Origin of the sequence: Streptococcus sp. 20925_1_44, from assembly GCF_041432435.1 — a bacterium.
Classification (GTDB): domain Bacteria; phylum Bacillota; class Bacilli; order Lactobacillales; family Streptococcaceae; genus Streptococcus; species Streptococcus infantis.
Genome location: NZ_JAPVZQ010000003.1, coordinates 201,886 through 217,216 on the forward strand (window position 1 = coordinate 201,886; position 15,331 = coordinate 217,216).

At 37.7% G+C, this 15,331-nt stretch carries 15 protein-coding genes and 1 pseudogene; 14 read left to right on the forward strand and 2 right to left on the reverse strand.

The genetic code is table 11. The features are described from left to right. The gene (locus O3643_RS05310) at positions 1-1,791 is read right to left on the reverse strand and encodes an NACHT domain-containing NTPase (protein WP_371500352.1); all 1,791 of its coding nucleotides are present in this window, start codon (positions 1,789-1,791) and stop codon (positions 1-3) included. Positions 1,792-2,047: 256 nt separating this feature from the next. Here O3643_RS05310 and O3643_RS05315 point away from each other — a divergent pair, with 256 nt between their 5' ends. The 11 genes and pseudogenes from O3643_RS05315 to O3643_RS05365 all read left to right on the forward strand — a co-directional run bounded on the left by O3643_RS05315 (position 2,048) and on the right by O3643_RS05365 (position 10,342). Then, positions 2,048-3,289 (forward strand): aminopeptidase, encoded by a 1,242-nt coding sequence (locus O3643_RS05315; protein ID WP_371500354.1) that lies wholly within the window; start codon positions 2,048-2,050, stop codon positions 3,287-3,289. A 9-nt stretch (positions 3,290-3,298) separates the two neighbouring features. Beyond that, on the forward strand, positions 3,299-3,529 hold the full coding sequence (locus O3643_RS05320) for a GlsB/YeaQ/YmgE family stress response membrane protein (protein WP_004250730.1): 231 nt from the start codon (positions 3,299-3,301) through the stop codon (positions 3,527-3,529). Positions 3,530-3,670: 141 nt separating this feature from the next. Then, entirely contained in the window at positions 3,671-4,579 is a 909-nt protein-coding gene (locus tag O3643_RS05325) for a LysR family transcriptional regulator (RefSeq protein WP_036756668.1), read from the forward strand. 28 nt (positions 4,580-4,607) lie between these two features. Beyond that, the gene (queA, locus tag O3643_RS05330; RefSeq protein WP_281137502.1) at positions 4,608-5,645 is read left to right on the forward strand and encodes a tRNA preQ1(34) S-adenosylmethionine ribosyltransferase-isomerase QueA; all 1,038 of its coding nucleotides are present in this window, start codon (positions 4,608-4,610) and stop codon (positions 5,643-5,645) included. Between the two features lie 185 nt (positions 5,646-5,830). Next, positions 5,831-6,394 (forward strand): ABC transporter substrate-binding protein, encoded by a 564-nt coding sequence (locus tag O3643_RS05335; RefSeq protein ID WP_371500358.1) that lies wholly within the window; start codon positions 5,831-5,833, stop codon positions 6,392-6,394. Positions 6,395-6,468: 74 nt separating this feature from the next. Beyond that, positions 6,469-7,023, forward strand: a complete 555-nt coding sequence (locus O3643_RS05340; RefSeq protein ID WP_371500360.1) for a hypothetical protein — start codon at positions 6,469-6,471, stop codon at positions 7,021-7,023. 133 nt (positions 7,024-7,156) lie between these two features. Further along, complete coding sequence (locus tag O3643_RS05345) at positions 7,157-7,816, forward strand: hypothetical protein (RefSeq protein ID WP_371500362.1); 660 nt, start codon at positions 7,157-7,159, stop codon at positions 7,814-7,816. A 48-nt stretch (positions 7,817-7,864) separates the two neighbouring features. After that, positions 7,865-7,960, forward strand: a pseudogene (locus tag O3643_RS05350) (beta-carotene 15,15'-monooxygenase); the annotation flags it as partial. Between the two features lie 6 nt (positions 7,961-7,966). Next, a complete protein-coding gene (locus tag O3643_RS05355) occupies positions 7,967-8,920 on the forward strand; it encodes a hypothetical protein (protein WP_371500364.1) in 954 nt (317 codons plus the stop codon). 55 nt (positions 8,921-8,975) lie between these two features. Beyond that, positions 8,976-9,509 (forward strand): thiol-disulfide isomerase, encoded by a 534-nt coding sequence (locus tag O3643_RS05360; RefSeq protein WP_261101291.1) that lies wholly within the window; start codon positions 8,976-8,978, stop codon positions 9,507-9,509. A 164-nt stretch (positions 9,510-9,673) separates the two neighbouring features. Then, on the forward strand, positions 9,674-10,342 hold the full coding sequence (locus tag O3643_RS05365) for a hypothetical protein (protein WP_261101292.1): 669 nt from the start codon (positions 9,674-9,676) through the stop codon (positions 10,340-10,342). Positions 10,343-10,398: 56 nt separating this feature from the next. On the opposite strand, the gene O3643_RS05370 is transcribed toward O3643_RS05365, so the two are convergent. Continuing rightward, positions 10,399-10,932, reverse strand: a complete 534-nt coding sequence (locus tag O3643_RS05370) for a hypothetical protein (protein WP_371500367.1) — start codon at positions 10,930-10,932, stop codon at positions 10,399-10,401. 238 nt (positions 10,933-11,170) lie between these two features. On the opposite strand from O3643_RS05370, the gene O3643_RS05375 reads away from it, so the two are divergent. From O3643_RS05375 to O3643_RS05385, 3 genes are all read left to right on the forward strand, one after another. Then, positions 11,171-11,830, forward strand: coding sequence for a hypothetical protein (locus tag O3643_RS05375; protein ID WP_006150873.1), 660 nt, complete (start codon positions 11,171-11,173; stop codon positions 11,828-11,830). Between the two features lie 652 nt (positions 11,831-12,482). After that, a complete protein-coding gene (locus O3643_RS05380; protein ID WP_371500369.1) occupies positions 12,483-13,772 on the forward strand; it encodes a DUF308 domain-containing protein in 1,290 nt (429 codons plus the stop codon). 9 nt (positions 13,773-13,781) lie between these two features. Then, a complete protein-coding gene (locus O3643_RS05385; protein ID WP_049551477.1) occupies positions 13,782-14,870 on the forward strand; it encodes an AI-2E family transporter in 1,089 nt (362 codons plus the stop codon). Positions 14,871-15,331: the final 461 nt, after the last annotated feature.

Sequence of the window (15,331 nt, forward strand, 5' to 3'; positions counted from 1 at the left end):
TTAATCCTCTAAGGTTATCTCATCTTCTATTAAAGACTCTATCAGTTTCTGCTTGTAATGAGTGAGAGAAAGTATTTTTTGGCCTACCCAAGATTTTTTAAATAAGTCCAATAATTCTTTATTTTCAATGAGGTCTTCTGGTTCGATAGTTTTTCCAATTAAATAGTTATCTTTGCAAAATGATATTAGGGGATTATTATCTATTGTAGTACGGTATGGTGTGTAGTAAATACTATTGTCAAAAAAATAATTAATAAAATTCTCGAGGTTATCTTTGGGGTGTACGAATCCTAAACTAAAAGACGTGTTGTTAAAATCAGAATTAACAATAATTTTTACTGGAAAATTGAGAATGTAATATTCAAATAAGTCTTCTTCATCAGATTTAGATTCTTCAAATTTATCTAATAAAGGAATTAAAATATTATTATTAAAGCGTTGGGTACTCATGTCTTCTAACATAGAGAATACCGAATCTGCACTAGTTCTAAATTTTCCTGATTCTATTAGATGAAAGCTGTAGTCTCGCATCTTATAGTCTGTTTGTATATTTAGAAAATAAGAAACAAAATATTCTTGGAAGGAACGGTGAGAAAACTTGTATCTGTTTCCTTCTTTGTATAGTACACATAGGCAATTTTCTAAATCGTGGATAAAGTTGCCTATATTAAGCTTGCATTGAATTCGAAGAGGAAATTTTTTAAAAATTTCTACAATCTCTGGGAATGTAAACTCTGTTTTTGCCTTTTGGTATGTTAGAAAACAGAAGATTGCAAAATATTCTTTAAAAGTATCTGAACTCAAATTAGATAGCAGTTCTCGTCGATAACTTTTTGTGGCATCGTGCTTAGAGAGCATGGTATCGAAAGCTTGGTAGTAGAAAAGGTGTAATTTTTGCGGAATTTCTGCATAGTCATTATAAGTGGAGAGCATAATATTTAGTAGCAGAGGATTTGAAGCAAAGGATTCATGTCTATCATATAAACTGTCCTGTAAGTCACAGATAAATCTATCTTTGAGTTCCTCATCTGGATATTCAATTTTAGCAATAAGACTAATAGCTTGTTCCTTAGTAAAAGGAACCGCTTTTAAAACTGTGAATCGTTGAAATTCAATGAATTCGGATTCGCTATAAGGTCTTGAAGAAAGGATGTAATAGTTTTCAGGATATTTGTCACAAAAATCATTTAACTTTTTGAAAAATTCTTTTTGGTTTTCGGTGTACAATTCATCATAGCCATCCAATAGGAATAAAAAGCATCCAGATTGAAGTGCATAATCTAAATAGTCTTCTTGAAATTTATTGTGAAATTGATTTAGTTTTTTTAACAGTAATTTCTCAAGGTCTAAATGACCCTCTTCGTTAAAATCTTTTAATTCGATAAAAATAGGAATATAGTCGTTTAATTTCAATTCACTTAGAAATAGGTGTTTCATAAGAGTAGATTTACCAATTCCACCAGAACCTTCAATGATTAAAAATTTTGAGAGATCAGTTAGTACTTGTGTTGTAGTGGGCATGATGATATCTGAACCTTTTTTTAAAAAAGGAACTTCAAAAAAGCTGTACAATTTTTTTGGTTCTATGCCGTAGATAATCGTTTTGGTTTTACTATATTTTTCATAAGAATTTGTCAAATACGCTTGGAATGGAATTTCTAGATAAATTTTTACTTCATTATAGGTAATTTTTAGTTTATTAGCTATTTTTGAAATTAGAGGTGAGAGATACTCATCAAAAATGGCATTCATAAATTTACTTGCTAAGTCATTGTTAAAGTTTTCGTCCATTATCTTTTTGCTCCTGTGTATTTTTTAGTGTATATCTAAGAATATCACCTCATCTTTTTTATGTCAATATAATTATAACAAGAACGTCAATATAGTTCTATATTGCATTTTCAATTCTTGGATATGTAATTAAAAACAAGCTTTAATGAGCTTGTTTTTTAAAATGCTAATATATGTGATATACTAGTAAGGGAAGAATTTTGAGTAAGACAAATATGCTCAAAGATTTGAAATAAAAATAGAAAAGAGAAACAAGATGGTTTTACCAAATTTTAAAGAAAATCTAGAAAAATACGCTAAGCTTTTGGTTGCAAACGGAGTGAACGTGCAACCTGGTCACACCTTGGCTCTCTCTATCGATGTGGAGCAACGTGAGTTGGCTCACTTAATCGTCAAAGAAGCCTATGCACTTGGAGCGCACGAAGTTATCGTTCAATGGGCAGATGATTTTATAAACCGTGAGAAATTCCTTCACGCGCCGATGGAGCGTTTGGACAATGTGCCAGAATACAAGATCGCTGAGATGAACTACCTTCTTGAAAACAAAGCAAGTCGTCTCGGTGTCCGTTCTTCTGATCCAGGTGCCTTGAACGGAGTGGATGCAGAAAAGCTCTCAGCTTCTGCTAAAGCAATGGGAATTGCCATGAAACCAATGCGTATCGCAACTCAATCTAACAAGGTTAGCTGGACTGTAGCAGCCGCGGCTGGACTTGAGTGGGCTAAGAAGGTCTTTCCAAATGCTGCAAGCGACGAAGAAGCAGTCGATCTCCTTTGGGACCAAATCTTCAAAACTTGCCGTATCTACGAAGAAGATCCAGTTAAGGCTTGGGAAAAACATGCTGCTATCCTCAAGAGCAAGGCAGAAATGCTCAACAAAGAACAATTCTCAGCTCTTCACTACACTGCTCCTGGAACAGACTTGACACTTGGCTTGCCTAAGAACCACGTTTGGGAATCTGCCGGAGCAATCAATGCTCAAGGCGAAGGTTTCTTGCCAAATATGCCAACAGAAGAGGTCTTTACAGCCCCTGATTTCCGTCGCGCAGATGGTTATGTAACGTCTACAAAACCTCTTAGCTACAATGGAAATATTATCGAAGGCATCAAAGTGACCTTTGAAAATGGTCAAATCGTTGATATCACAGCTGAAAAGGGTGATCAAGTAATGAAGGACCTTGTCTTTAAGAATGCTGGTGCGCGTGCCTTGGGTGAATGTGCCTTGGTACCAGATCCAAGCCCAATTTCACAGTCAGGTATTACCTTCTTTAACACCCTTTTTGACGAAAATGCTTCAAATCACTTGGCTATCGGTGCCGCTTACGCAACTAGCGTTGTTGGTGGAGCTGAGATGAGCGAAGAAGAGCTGGAAGCTGCAGGACTTAACCGTTCAGATGTTCACGTTGACTTTATGATTGGTTCCAACCAAATGGATATCGATGGTATCCGTGAGGATGGAACACGTGTACCACTCTTCCGCAATGGAGATTGGGCAAATTAAGGAGAAACTATGCTTGGAAGTATGTTTGTTGGTCTTTTGATCGGACTATTAGCAGGAGCTATCACCAATCGTGGAGAACGGATGGGATGCTTCGGGAAAATGTTCCTGGGTTGGATTGGTGCTTTCCTGGGTCAAATGCTTTTTGGAACTTGGGGGCCTATCTTAGCTGATACGGCTATTATCCCATCAGTTTTAGGAGCCATGATTTTATTAGCCATCTTTTGGAAAAAAGACAGCTAGTTTTAACTTGCTAGAAGAGATAAAGAGGTTGGAAATCTTCCAACCTCTTTTTTATGAGCTGCAAAAAGACTGATATGCGACTAGCTTGGCTTTCAGTTACTGGTTCTTTTTATATTGCCTCAAGTATGGTACAATAAAAACATGAGAATTCAACAATTACACTATATTATCAAAATTGTAGAGACTGGTTCGATGAATGAGGCTGCCAAGCAACTTTTCATTACACAACCGAGTCTATCAAATGCCGTTCGTGACCTAGAAAATGAGATGGGAATTGAGATTTTTATCCGAAATCCTAAGGGAATTACCCTTACACGTGATGGGATGGAGTTTCTATCCTATGCCCGTCAGGTTGTTGAGCAAACGCAACTTCTAGAAGAACGTTATAAGAATCCAATCGCTCATCGCGAGCTTTTTAGTGTGTCTTCGCAGCACTATGCCTTCGTAGTCAATGCTTTTGTTTCCTTGCTCAAGAAAAGCGATATGGAAAAGTACGAGCTTTTTTTGCGTGAAACCAGAACTTGGGAGATTATCGATGATGTCAAGAACTTCCGAAGTGAAGTGGGAGTTCTCTTTTTAAATAGCTATAACCGGGACGTTCTTTCAAAGATGTTAGACGACAACCATCTAGTTGCCCACCATCTCTTTACAGCCCAACCCCATATCTTTGTCAGCAAGACCAACCCTCTTGCTAAGAGAGACAAGGTGCGATTGGTAGATCTAGAAGACTTCCCATACTTGAGCTATGACCAAGGTACCCATAATTCCTTCTATTTCTCAGAGGAGATTTTGTCTCAGGAACACCACAAGAAATCCATCGTTGTTAGTGACCGTGCGACTTTGTTCAATCTCTTGATTGGTTTGGACGGCTATACCATCGCAACTGGTATCCTTAATAGTAACCTCAATGGAGACAATATCGTTTCGATTCCACTTGATATTGATGATCCTATTGAACTGGTTTATATCCAGCATGAGAAAACTAGCTTGTCTAAGATGGGTGAACGCTTCATCGAGTACCTACTTGAAGAAGTTCGCTTTGATAAGTAATTTGAATAAATGAGAAGAGAAAAGAAGAATGACGACATTAAATACAAATGATTTTGATTTTCACTTGCCGGAGGAATTGATTGCTCAGACTCCTTTGGAAAAGCGCGATGCCTCTAAACTCTTGATGGTCAATCGCCAAACTGGAGAATTTCAAGATCGCCACTTTCACTCTATTATTGAGATGCTAGAGCCAGGTGATGCCCTGGTGATGAATGATACCCGTGTCTTGCCAGCTCGACTTCATGGTCAAAAAGAAGAAACAGGGGGCCACGTTGAACTCTTACTCTTGAAAAATACAGCAGGAGACGAATGGGAAGTGTTGGCAAAACCAGCCAAACGTCTCAAGGTTGGTGCCCGAGTTGTTTTTGGAGATGGCCGACTAAGCGCGGTTGTGACTGAGGAATTGACCCATGGTGGCCGTATTGTCCGTTTTGAGTATGAAGGAATTTTCCTAGAAGTACTTGAAAGTCTTGGAGAAATGCCGCTACCTCCTTATATTCACGAAAAATTGGATGACCGCGAACGTTACCAGACAGTCTATGCCAAGGAGAGTGGCTCAGCCGCTGCCCCAACTGCAGGTTTGCATTTTACCAAAGAATTACTAGAAGAAATCCAGCAAAAAGGCGTTCATCTAGTCTACCTGACCTTGCACGTTGGACTTGGGACCTTTAGACCTGTTTCAGTAGATAATCTGGATGAGCACGAGATGCACTCAGAGTTTTATCAATTGTCTGAGGAAGCTGCAGCGACCTTGCGTCAGGTCAAAGAAAATGGTGGCCGTGTCATTGCTGTGGGGACTACCTCTATCCGTACGCTAGAGACTATTGGAAGCAAGTTTGACGGCCAAATCCAGGCCGATTCTGGCTGGACTAATATCTTTATCAAGCCAGGCTATGACTGGAAGGTGGTAGATGCTTTTTCTACTAATTTCCATTTGCCGAAGTCTACCTTGGTCATGCTTGTCTCAGCTTTTGCAGGCCGTGAATTGGTCCTCAAAGCCTACCAGCATGCTATCGATGAAAAATACCGTTTCTTTAGCTTTGGCGATGCCATGTTTATCTACTAAAAAACGAGCAAATCAAAACTAGAAATAAAAGGGCTAATTCCTACTTGGATTAGCCTTTTTTCGACATATGATAGCTGTTGAATTAAAAGCAAATAAATGATACACTGAAGACTACGATACAGCCGTCAAACATATGCAAAATCTGACGAGCTACTTTTATCTGTGTCTATTCAAAGGAGATTTTTATGAAAAACAAAACATTGCGCTATACGAGCCTATCAGTCCTGACCTTGTTGGCTGCCTTGACCTTGGTTGCCTGTGGTGGAAAGACTGACAAGAATACGTCATCTTCAAACCAAAAGGAGACAACAAGCAAGGTGACTACAGAGTCCGCAAGTAAAACTGAAGCAGGCCAAAAAGAGGAGCAGAAGTCAGAATCAAATAGTGCGACAGAAGCTACAACTACTCAAGCAGAACAAAAGGAAGATAAGAAAAAATCACAAGAGGCTTACGCTAAATTTGTAGGAACTTGGGAAAACTACGCGGGAATCACTGCAACAGTCACAGCAGATGGAATTGTGACAATCCAAAGTTCAAATGGAACCTTTAAATACGAGATGGGTCAAGTAGAGGAAAAAGATGGCTATTACTTAACAGGTATTCATCTTGTCGGTGGTGGACAAGGAGCACGACTGATCTTTACCCCAGCTGGAGTCCAAAACGAAGTGACAGGTACAGATGGCAGTCAAGATGTCTTGTCTATCGGTCAATCTGTAAGCGATAAAGATAACCAGTTTTACCGCAACTAAGAACATCAATCAGAAGTATGGGTGGAGAAATGTCCTTGCTTTCTAACCAATTTTAAAAGGAATATAAAATGAGAATGACTTTTGTTGTTTTCTTTATCATCTTTATGTTACTAATCTTTGTTTTTGTAGCAGGGATTATTTATTGGGCTATTAGCCACGCCAATAAAAATAACAATGAATATCTAGCCTTTGCAACTGCGCACGGCTATCAATTTGACCAAGCTCAAGGTAGAGACAACTATAGAGATTACTCAGGCAGAACGATATCTAATACGCTCACTATAACTCCTACACAAAGTCCATATGTAGAAAAATATGCTAATTTCAGCCATTATCCTTTTGGGTGTGGACATGAGAGGAAAGTTGCCTATGTCATCTCTGGTAACTACAATGGGGAACAATTCCGGGCCTTCACTTATCATTTTAGAGGCAATGCAATCGAGGGTACAGGAACAGGTGGTGTCTTTAATGTTGTTATGGTTGAATGCCCAAATACACCAAAAGGTCAGCTTTCAGAGCAAGTTTTCTACGAAAATGGATTTCTTTGTGAATACCAACATGGAAATTTAAATGTGGAAACCATTCATGATCGAGTGAACCAACTAGGAAATATTGCTCAAGGTTTATAATTCTTTCATTTTTTATCTCTCTTTGGGAAAAAATCTATCAATTGTGCCATAAATTTGGAGGAGTCAATGGAGAAAAAATCTCTTTTTCAGGGAAGTTTTAAGAAAATCAGTTGGTTAGAGGAGAAAGACAAGCATGCTTTTTAGGAAAGTGATTTATATAGGGGAGAGCGAAGGTCAGGCTATTTATGTCCATGTCGATGAGCCACGAAATCCTCTAGCAGCTCCTAAAAGTAAATTTTTAGATACTGAGGCATCCCGTGGAAATCGAAAACACATTGTCTGGTTGATTTGTGGCCTTTTAGCATTCAGTAGCATCATGCAGTTTTTTCCGGCAACACGCTTTTTTACGGGTGTCTATAGCTGTGGAACTCTGATTTATTTTCTGCTAATTTGGTTGCTGGAAGCCATTTTACTATTGGTGATCGTGGAGCGAGCACTCTATAAAAATGTTGCCTTAGCGCAACCTACCGGCAAGGAAAACTTCAGAAGAGCCGTCAATAGCAATCCCTTTTGGAATAATCTTTCAGATAAGAAGGTTACCCTTGGCAAGAAGCTAATTGCTTGGGTTTTCACAGTCTTTATGTCAGTAATCGGCTTAGCTGGTCCGATTTCTATCCTCTCCATGCTTGTTTTGAAGATGATGGGAACACCAATCGGCAGTGAGCTATTTCCTTTAAGCCTGATGGGGATTTTGCCGGCTGTCGCAGCGTTATTGCTGTGGCAAAATAATATGATTCGATGGCTGAAGGCAGTTGAAAGGTACAGAAATAGTCGAGTTAAGAAGGAAATATAACAAAGGAAATAGAAAGAGGTCAATATGTTTTTTCTCGGACGACGTCTGGAATACAAAGAATATCTGGGAATTAGCGACCGCGAATGGTACAGCAAACGCTATTATAAGAAGTTAATCAAAAACGGTCAGCTAGAAGAGGAGTAGTGGGATATGAACCGTCAGTCAGAAGCATTAAATAAGGAATATTTTCAAGCGCTGGGTTCCACGCGAGCCTCTGTTAGAATGTTGAGTTTGGCCTGGGCTGGTTTGTTTGTATTGAGTATCGACCTGACTCATGTATACTTTTTTATCAAGGAGCAGTTCACAGTAGATCCCTTTTCTAATGTCCCTTTTCTTTTTCTATGTTTCCTTCTATTGCTCATGCTGGTCTGTCAGATTATGTCATTCAGCAAGACATTCATCTATAAACATCAACTCTTTAGTACTGCGATGCTCTTTGTACTAATCAATGGGATTCATCTTTCATTGGTTTTAATGGATTATATCCTCACTATTTTAACGAATGAGGTTCTAAAAAATTCGCTGATCTACTCGCTGATTTATTGGTTAAGTTCCATTGGTTTATTCATGGGGTTAATTGTTTATAATGCCAGTTGGTTAAAAAAGCAACTAAGAAAAGGATTTTCAGAAAAACGAACAACTGCTAACTATATAGCCTTTTCAAGTGTTTACAGTAAACCATCCCTTTGGATTATTATAGGAGTTACTTTGTTAGGCGGAGGATTGGCTAGTTTATCCGGTTATTATTTGCAAACATTTGGGATTGTGAGCAATATAGTGTTTATTTCAGCTTTTTCAAGATTAATCGTCGAAGTTGGTTATCTACTTTATCTAAGAAGTAAGGATAAGACCTATTGGGAAGAAGTACCTAAGGAAGGCCAGAGTCAGTTATTTTTGAAATCTATAGATCTAAGAAAGGCAAAGCACCGCTTGACTACAGAAGTTGTCTTATTTTTGACTCTAGCAGTATGTTTGAAGATACTTAAGATAAATGTTGAAAATAGCCCGATTTGGCTTATATGGACAATAAGAACTTTTGGTTATTCAATTCTTTTGGATACCACTATTAGTTTTATTTATTATCAGATTAAAAAGAAGAGATAGAGAAAGAAGAATCAGAAAGCCTTCTTTGTCTATTTAGAAAGAGGTGGTAAGAGTAATGTTAGATAAAATGAAACAGTTTAAGTGGTTGATAATAGTATCTTTTATCTTATTAGTCATTCCTTTGTATCTCACTTTTAAAAATTCTCAAGAATCTAGTACTCTAAAAACAGCTTTTGAAAAACAGGATAGAGTCGAAGTTCTTCATTATTTAATGGCCTCGGAAAAGTATGCATCTCAAATACGTGAAGCGGGGTACATCATTCCATCTGATGGTGCTATTCGTCTAGATGGAGTTATTTATCCGCTTGAAATAGAAGGAGAAGTACATTTGAAAATCAGCCCTCCTCAGAAAGATGCAAAAGATTTTCAGTTATTTTTCATTACACAAGTTAATGAAAAACAAACATATGTGGCTTTCGTGTTAGATAAAGACCTTAATTTAATTTATTCTAACTATTCTCAGGATAACGACAGTGGAAAAAGAGAAGGAGTCTCTATCTCGCAATCCGAAGAAGCTCGTCTGTTGAAAACTGTTCGAGGAGAGATTGATGGCTTCATGGAAAATATGTATCGGATCTTATATGCCTAAGTATAGATATAGGTACTGCTAAAAGTAAGCTCTTAAATACAGATGTTGCGCGTGGAAATCGAAAACACATTGTCTGGTTGATCCGATGGCTGAAGGCAGTTGAACGGTACAGAAATAGTCGAGTTAAGAAGTAAATATAACAAAGGAAATAGAAAGAGGTCAAGATGTTTTTTCTTAGACGCCGTCGTGTATTTATCGGCGAATGTGATGGACAAGCGGTCTATTATGACCAAAAGACGAGAGAGGCTTTAGCTGCTCCCAAGAGTATCCTACTCAATACTGAAGGGGCTCGTATGACCAACGCCTATATTCCTGAATTGGTGATTTTCTTCATGGCAGGTGGAACGGGTGGCTTTGGCTTCCTTGCGGCTATGAGTATCGGGGTCTATAACTGGACCAGTTTGATCTTTATCCTGTTATTTTGGTTGGCTGAGTTTTTGTTTATGGTTGCTTTACTCGAACGAGCTCTCTATAAAAATGTACGCAAGGCCCAGCCAACGACAGAAAAAGTCTTTTACTATGCGGCTTCTCATAACCTGATGGTGGGAGAAGAAAACTTTGATCCGGCCAAGCTGTCGACTAAAATCTACCGAATCGTTCGCTTTCTAATAATTGCCGCTAATATCTATTTGTTATATATTTTTTATAATTACACTCAAAAGTTTGGTCAGGAGATTGAACTAGGTTATGAATTTTGGGTAGCTGGATTAGTAATCTTTGCGCTCGTGTTAGTGTACAACCAAAACAATCCAATCCGATTAGTGAAAATTATGAAACTATACAGCCAAGGAAAAGTGCTCTTTAAGAAAGAACAGGATGAAAGCGGAGCGTAGCAAGTGCTAAATCGCTAATAACACAAAAAGCCCTACATCATGGCTTTTTTTACTTGCTAATATAAGAAATCAATTCCGTAGTTTTCTTTTAGATAGGTCGCCAACTCGGCTTTTTCTTCCTCTCTAAATCGACAGAGGCTAAGGGCGAGTCGCAATATCAGAACACTTGTATCGATGATGACGTTTGACTTAGAGATATCTTCTAGCTGGGTCACCTCTCTCAGGTCAAAATCTAAATAGCAAGCCTTGCTGTTGACATGGTCAGGGTCGCTGACATCCACTTCAACATAAGATGCTCGCAACAATTCTTCTTTTGGGATGAAAATTTCCTTGGAAAAGAAGAGCCCAGGATAGACATAAATACCTTCCAAGGTGAACTCAAAGGAGAGTCTGCGACTAGAAAGTCTTTTGATGCCTGCAATCGTTGCATAGATAGCAGTGAAAAAGAGGATGGTTGGTACCACAGTGAGAAGACTGAGCTGAGAAAAGTCGATCAATCCATGCGCGAGAAAAAAGAAAAATTGAAAGAATATACCTACCGCAAAAACTAGATAGCCGACACCGACAAATTTTGAATAATAGATTTTCATAGAAACCTCCAGATATAGAATTGAACTCTCCAACGCTTTTTCAGTAGAAGTCGTAAAGATCATGCAGAGTTAAAATTTTAGGTATTCCCATCATATCCTATGGAGCGAAGTTCTGTCAACCTTTTAGCAAGATGTGGCTCTTAGCTATCTTATGACCTAGCAAGTTGGTTTATGGTATACTAGGATAATAAAATTCCAAAATTTGAAGACTTGTTTTCATAAATAGAAAGAGGTCAATATGTTTTTTCTCGGACGCCGTCGTGTCTTTATCGGCGAATGCAATGGTCAGGCTGTTTATTATGACCAAAAGACAGGAGAGGCTTTAGCTGCTCCAAAGAGTAAGTTGCTCAATACTGAAAAAGCTGGTGAAACGAATTCTTTTATTCCTGAATTGGTAATTCTCTTACTAGCAGGTGGACCTGCAATTTCGGGCTTCTTTTCCCTCAAGTTTATTGGTGTCTATAACTGGTTCAGTCTAGCCTGTATTCTTCTATTTTGGTTGATGCAGTTTTCCTTGTTGGTTGCTATACTTGAACGAGCACTTTATAAAAATGTTCGAAAGGCCCAGCCAACGACAGAGAAAGTCTTTTTCTTTGCAGCATCTCATAATTTGTTTGTAAAAAACCAGTTTGATCCTAGACAACTGTCTGCTTTACCTTATCGATTTGCCCGCTTTGTAGTAAATATAGTGTCTATCTATTACTTTTTGTATTTCTTGATTCTTCCTCTAAAATTTGGCCAACCGATTGGTGATGAAGGCTATGGTTTGTGGTTTGCTGGCTTGTTATTCTTTTCAGTATTTCTTTTGTATAACCAAAACAATCCAGTTCGCTTTGTGAAGATTATGAGATTATACAGCCAAGGAAAAGTACGATTTAAGGAAGAAGTGGAACATTGAGAAACTATCTTGGGATTCTGCTAAATATCTAGAGAAAATCTTTTAGAAAAACAAAAAAGCCTTGTAAATCAAGGCTTTTTCCTGTTGTTTAGATGCCCCCTGCAGGCTCTTTGAAAGAAACTTAGAAAAATCTAAAATGAAATTATTTCAAAATGGGGTAAAAGCAAAATTTCCCTCCCTACTTTCTCAATTATTCCTAATTTTAGTTCCAAAAAGCTTCAATTCATAATCTAATTATAATATGGGTAATGGGTACTATCTTATTACATTCAGATTTTTGTTCTCTTCAAAGAGTTATGTAGGCTTTATGGTTTTAAATAAGTAAAAAGTTGAACTATAGGGAATATTGTGTCATAATAGGTAATAGATGAATAATTAATAGATTGGAAATAATGCTTTCTTACCTTAACAAGTTGAATTGGTTATACATTTTTTCGTCGCAATTGTGTCTATCTCTCGAGTTTAGCTAGTTTTTATAAGCTCTGGTTTCTAATCAATATAACAAATTTTAGAAGTGCATAAGACAAGATGGTGACATTACTACAGTCATTTCTAGTCACCATATGTTGCTGGCACAGGCTGTTTGTAGTGTTGGCTATTTACTAGTCAGTTTAATCGGAGTGTTTAATTTTTATTGTTGAAAGGTTTTTATATGGCGAAAATTCTATCTTTAGGTCTGACAGGTAAGAAATTACTTGCTCAGGGGTTCTTGTTTGTTCTGCTAGGTCTCATCTTGATGGTCACGGGGACTTGGTTGCCAGTAACAGTTATTCGCCTGGTTCTGTTTTTAGCTTGGATAGCAACGGTCGTAGATTTGCTATTAAGAGTTTTCAAAAAAAGCCAGTCAACGGATACCTTGGGAGTTGCACTGGTTAAATTGTTAGTGCTGGGATATTTGCTAGGTTCTAATCTTGCGACTGATATACCGATTTATGTTCTGGCTCTTGTGATTGGAGTTTATCAGATTTTTCATGCTAGTATCAACCTTGTCACCTATGTTCTCTACCGTAAAAATAATATTCGACCTCGTTTTCGTCTCTTACTAGATGGTATTCTACTAGTTTTTCTTGGTGGAGCTAGTCTTTTGTCCTCTACGGGAAATTCTGTCTTTCAACTCTTTGTTTTAGGGGCTTATTTTTTCCTTTATGGTCTGTCCAATATCCGTGACGGTTTCTTATTTGAAGGGGAAATTGGGAAAAACCATCTCAAACGTCGCATTAGAATTAGCTTACCTATTGTCCTAGCCGCTCTCATCCCTGCAAGAACTTTAGCAAAAATTAACAAATTTATGCTGGAAAATGCTGATGAGGAAGAAGATATCCATCTTGGAATAGTGAAGTCTGGTAAGACAGCGGAGCTTGAAATTTTTGTTCATACAGCTGAGACCTCTCTGTTTTCGGCAATTGGTCATGTGGATATCTGCTATCAAGGCCGTGTTATTTCTTATGGCAACTATGATCCGTCTTCTGAGACCTTATTTGGCATGGTAGGAGATGGTGTCTTATATTTCTGTGATCGTGACAAGTACATTGACCTATGTAAACGTGAGAGTCAAAAAACGCTTTTTGGTTATGGGATAGATTTGACGCCTGAAATGGAAAAAGCAGTTCAGAAAAAGTTGGCTGAATTGAAACAACTGACGATTCCATGGGAGCCAAGTGCAGATAAAATCATGACAGGTGATGGTAAGGAAGACTACACCTACGCTTATAAAATCAGACATGAGACAGATGGGGAACTTTATAAATTTATCAAATCTAAGTTTAAATCCTACTTTGTCTTATCTACAAACTGTGTGCTCTTGGCTGATACCATAGTCGGTCAGGCTGGCACCGATATCCTCTCACCCAAAGGATTTATCGCTCCAGGAACTTACCAAGCCTACCTTAATCGAGAGTTTGAAAAACCAAATAGTATAGTCGTATCTAAACATGTTTATTAAGGAGAATTTATGAACTTAGTAAAAAAATACACCCCGTTAATACTTTTTATAGGGCTGGTTGCTCTTGTAATTCTGAATGCATCGAGCTTTATATCAGGAGCAATCTCTCTCTTTGATGTAATATCAACCTTGATTTATGGTGCTGTTATTGCTTTTGTGCTTAATGTTCCTATGAAAAAAATTGAACAGTACTTAGTTAAATTGAAGGTAAAGGCAGAGTTGCGTCGTCCGATTGCCATGGTACTTGTTTTCCTAGCTCTTATCTTAATCGTGATTGCTCTTTTGGTTTTGGTGCTGCCAACCCTAGCCCAGACTATTAGTCAGCTGGGAACAGTCCTTTCAACAGTCCTTACTCAACTTGGGAAATTGCTAGGCAGCTCGGAATTTGTAACCAAAGACATGTTGTCAACTATCGTATCAGGCATACAGGGACAATCTAGTTCTATTAGCCAAGCTTTGATAGGTTTTTTATCAGGTCTGACTAGTAATATCGGCAATATTTTTTCAAGTTTGATGAATGCCTTTTTGATTATAGTCTTCACCTTTTTATTTTTATCCAGTAAGGAACATTTGGCAGCGATGACGAGTCGACTTCTAAAAGTTTTTCTTCCAGAGAAGGTGGTGATAAAGTTGACTTACATTGGACAAGTAGCACTAGAGACTTATGACCAATTTTTGATGAGTCAGCTGATTGAAGCAGTTATCATAGGAGTTATGATAGCGGTTGGTTACAGCGTGTTTGGGATACCCTATGGAGTAATGACAGGTATCTTTGCAGGAGTGCTATCGTTCATTCCTTATGTAGGGCCTATGATTGCTTGTGTTGTGGGAGCGATTTTTATCTTCACAGTGAGTCCTACTCAAGCCTTACTTTCTCTTCTTCTATATCAAGTTATACAGCTGATTGAAGGAAACCTTATTTATCCTAGAGTTGTAGGTCAGTCTATTGGTTTGCCAGCTATTTTCACGCTTGCGGCTGCTAGTATTGGAGGCAATCTCTTTGGCTTACTTGGGATGATATTCTTTACACCGATATTTGCTGTTATCTATCGATTGGTTAAGGAATTTGTCGTTGCAAAGGAAAATCAGGTAGATTGAGAAAGACTGAATTTAATAAGATATACTAAGAAGAGAGTGAAAGATTCTCTTCTCTTTTATTTCTAAATGACTTGCTCTTGTTCTGTTGCGAAAATTTATGAATTCATAATAGCCCATTTTAATCTCTATGCGGATTGGCCATGTAATATGGGCACAAATTAGTATAGTTTAGTTAATTATAGACTAGCTCTGTACTGTAAAAAACAGTTGGTCTTATCAAATATTGCTAGCAATTGATTGAGAATAAATGATAAGTTTGATAAGGTTGGAAAACCTTTATAATGATTTGCTACAAAAAGTTATTTGACATCAAAAAAGCCTTATAAATCAAGGCTTTTTCCTGTTGATTTAGATGCCCCCTACATGGATTTGTAAGAACTTTTCATATTGAAAATAAACAAAAATGTTGAAATATAGCTGATTTTAGGGAAATACTTTTAGGTATTTTCAATGTCAGGATT

Excerpts from the sequence above, each read along its gene's own strand:
- O3643_RS05380 (WP_371500369.1), top strand. The coding sequence starts at position 12,483 with ATGGCGAAAATTCTATCTTTAGGTCTGACAGGTAAGAAATTACTTGCT.
- O3643_RS05310 (WP_371500352.1), bottom strand. The coding sequence starts at position 1,791 with ATGGACGAAAACTTTAACAATGACTTAGCAAGTAAATTTATGAATGCC.
- queA (WP_281137502.1), top strand. The coding sequence starts at position 4,608 with ATGACGACATTAAATACAAATGATTTTGATTTTCACTTGCCGGAGGAA.
- O3643_RS05355 (WP_371500364.1), top strand. The coding sequence starts at position 7,967 with ATGAACCGTCAGTCAGAAGCATTAAATAAGGAATATTTTCAAGCGCTG.
- O3643_RS05340 (WP_371500360.1), top strand. The coding sequence starts at position 6,469 with ATGACTTTTGTTGTTTTCTTTATCATCTTTATGTTACTAATCTTTGTT.
- O3643_RS05320 (WP_004250730.1), top strand. The coding sequence starts at position 3,299 with ATGCTTGGAAGTATGTTTGTTGGTCTTTTGATCGGACTATTAGCAGGA.
- O3643_RS05325 (WP_036756668.1), top strand. The coding sequence starts at position 3,671 with ATGAGAATTCAACAATTACACTATATTATCAAAATTGTAGAGACTGGT.
- O3643_RS05315 (WP_371500354.1), top strand. The coding sequence starts at position 2,048 with ATGGTTTTACCAAATTTTAAAGAAAATCTAGAAAAATACGCTAAGCTT.
- O3643_RS05385 (WP_049551477.1), top strand. The coding sequence starts at position 13,782 with ATGAACTTAGTAAAAAAATACACCCCGTTAATACTTTTTATAGGGCTG.
- O3643_RS05345 (WP_371500362.1), top strand. The coding sequence starts at position 7,157 with ATGCTTTTTAGGAAAGTGATTTATATAGGGGAGAGCGAAGGTCAGGCT.
- O3643_RS05335 (WP_371500358.1), top strand. The coding sequence starts at position 5,831 with ATGAAAAACAAAACATTGCGCTATACGAGCCTATCAGTCCTGACCTTG.
- O3643_RS05375 (WP_006150873.1), top strand. The coding sequence starts at position 11,171 with ATGTTTTTTCTCGGACGCCGTCGTGTCTTTATCGGCGAATGCAATGGT.
- O3643_RS05365 (WP_261101292.1), top strand. The coding sequence starts at position 9,674 with ATGTTTTTTCTTAGACGCCGTCGTGTATTTATCGGCGAATGTGATGGA.
- O3643_RS05370 (WP_371500367.1), bottom strand. The coding sequence starts at position 10,932 with ATGAAAATCTATTATTCAAAATTTGTCGGTGTCGGCTATCTAGTTTTT.
- O3643_RS05360 (WP_261101291.1), top strand. The coding sequence starts at position 8,976 with ATGTTAGATAAAATGAAACAGTTTAAGTGGTTGATAATAGTATCTTTT.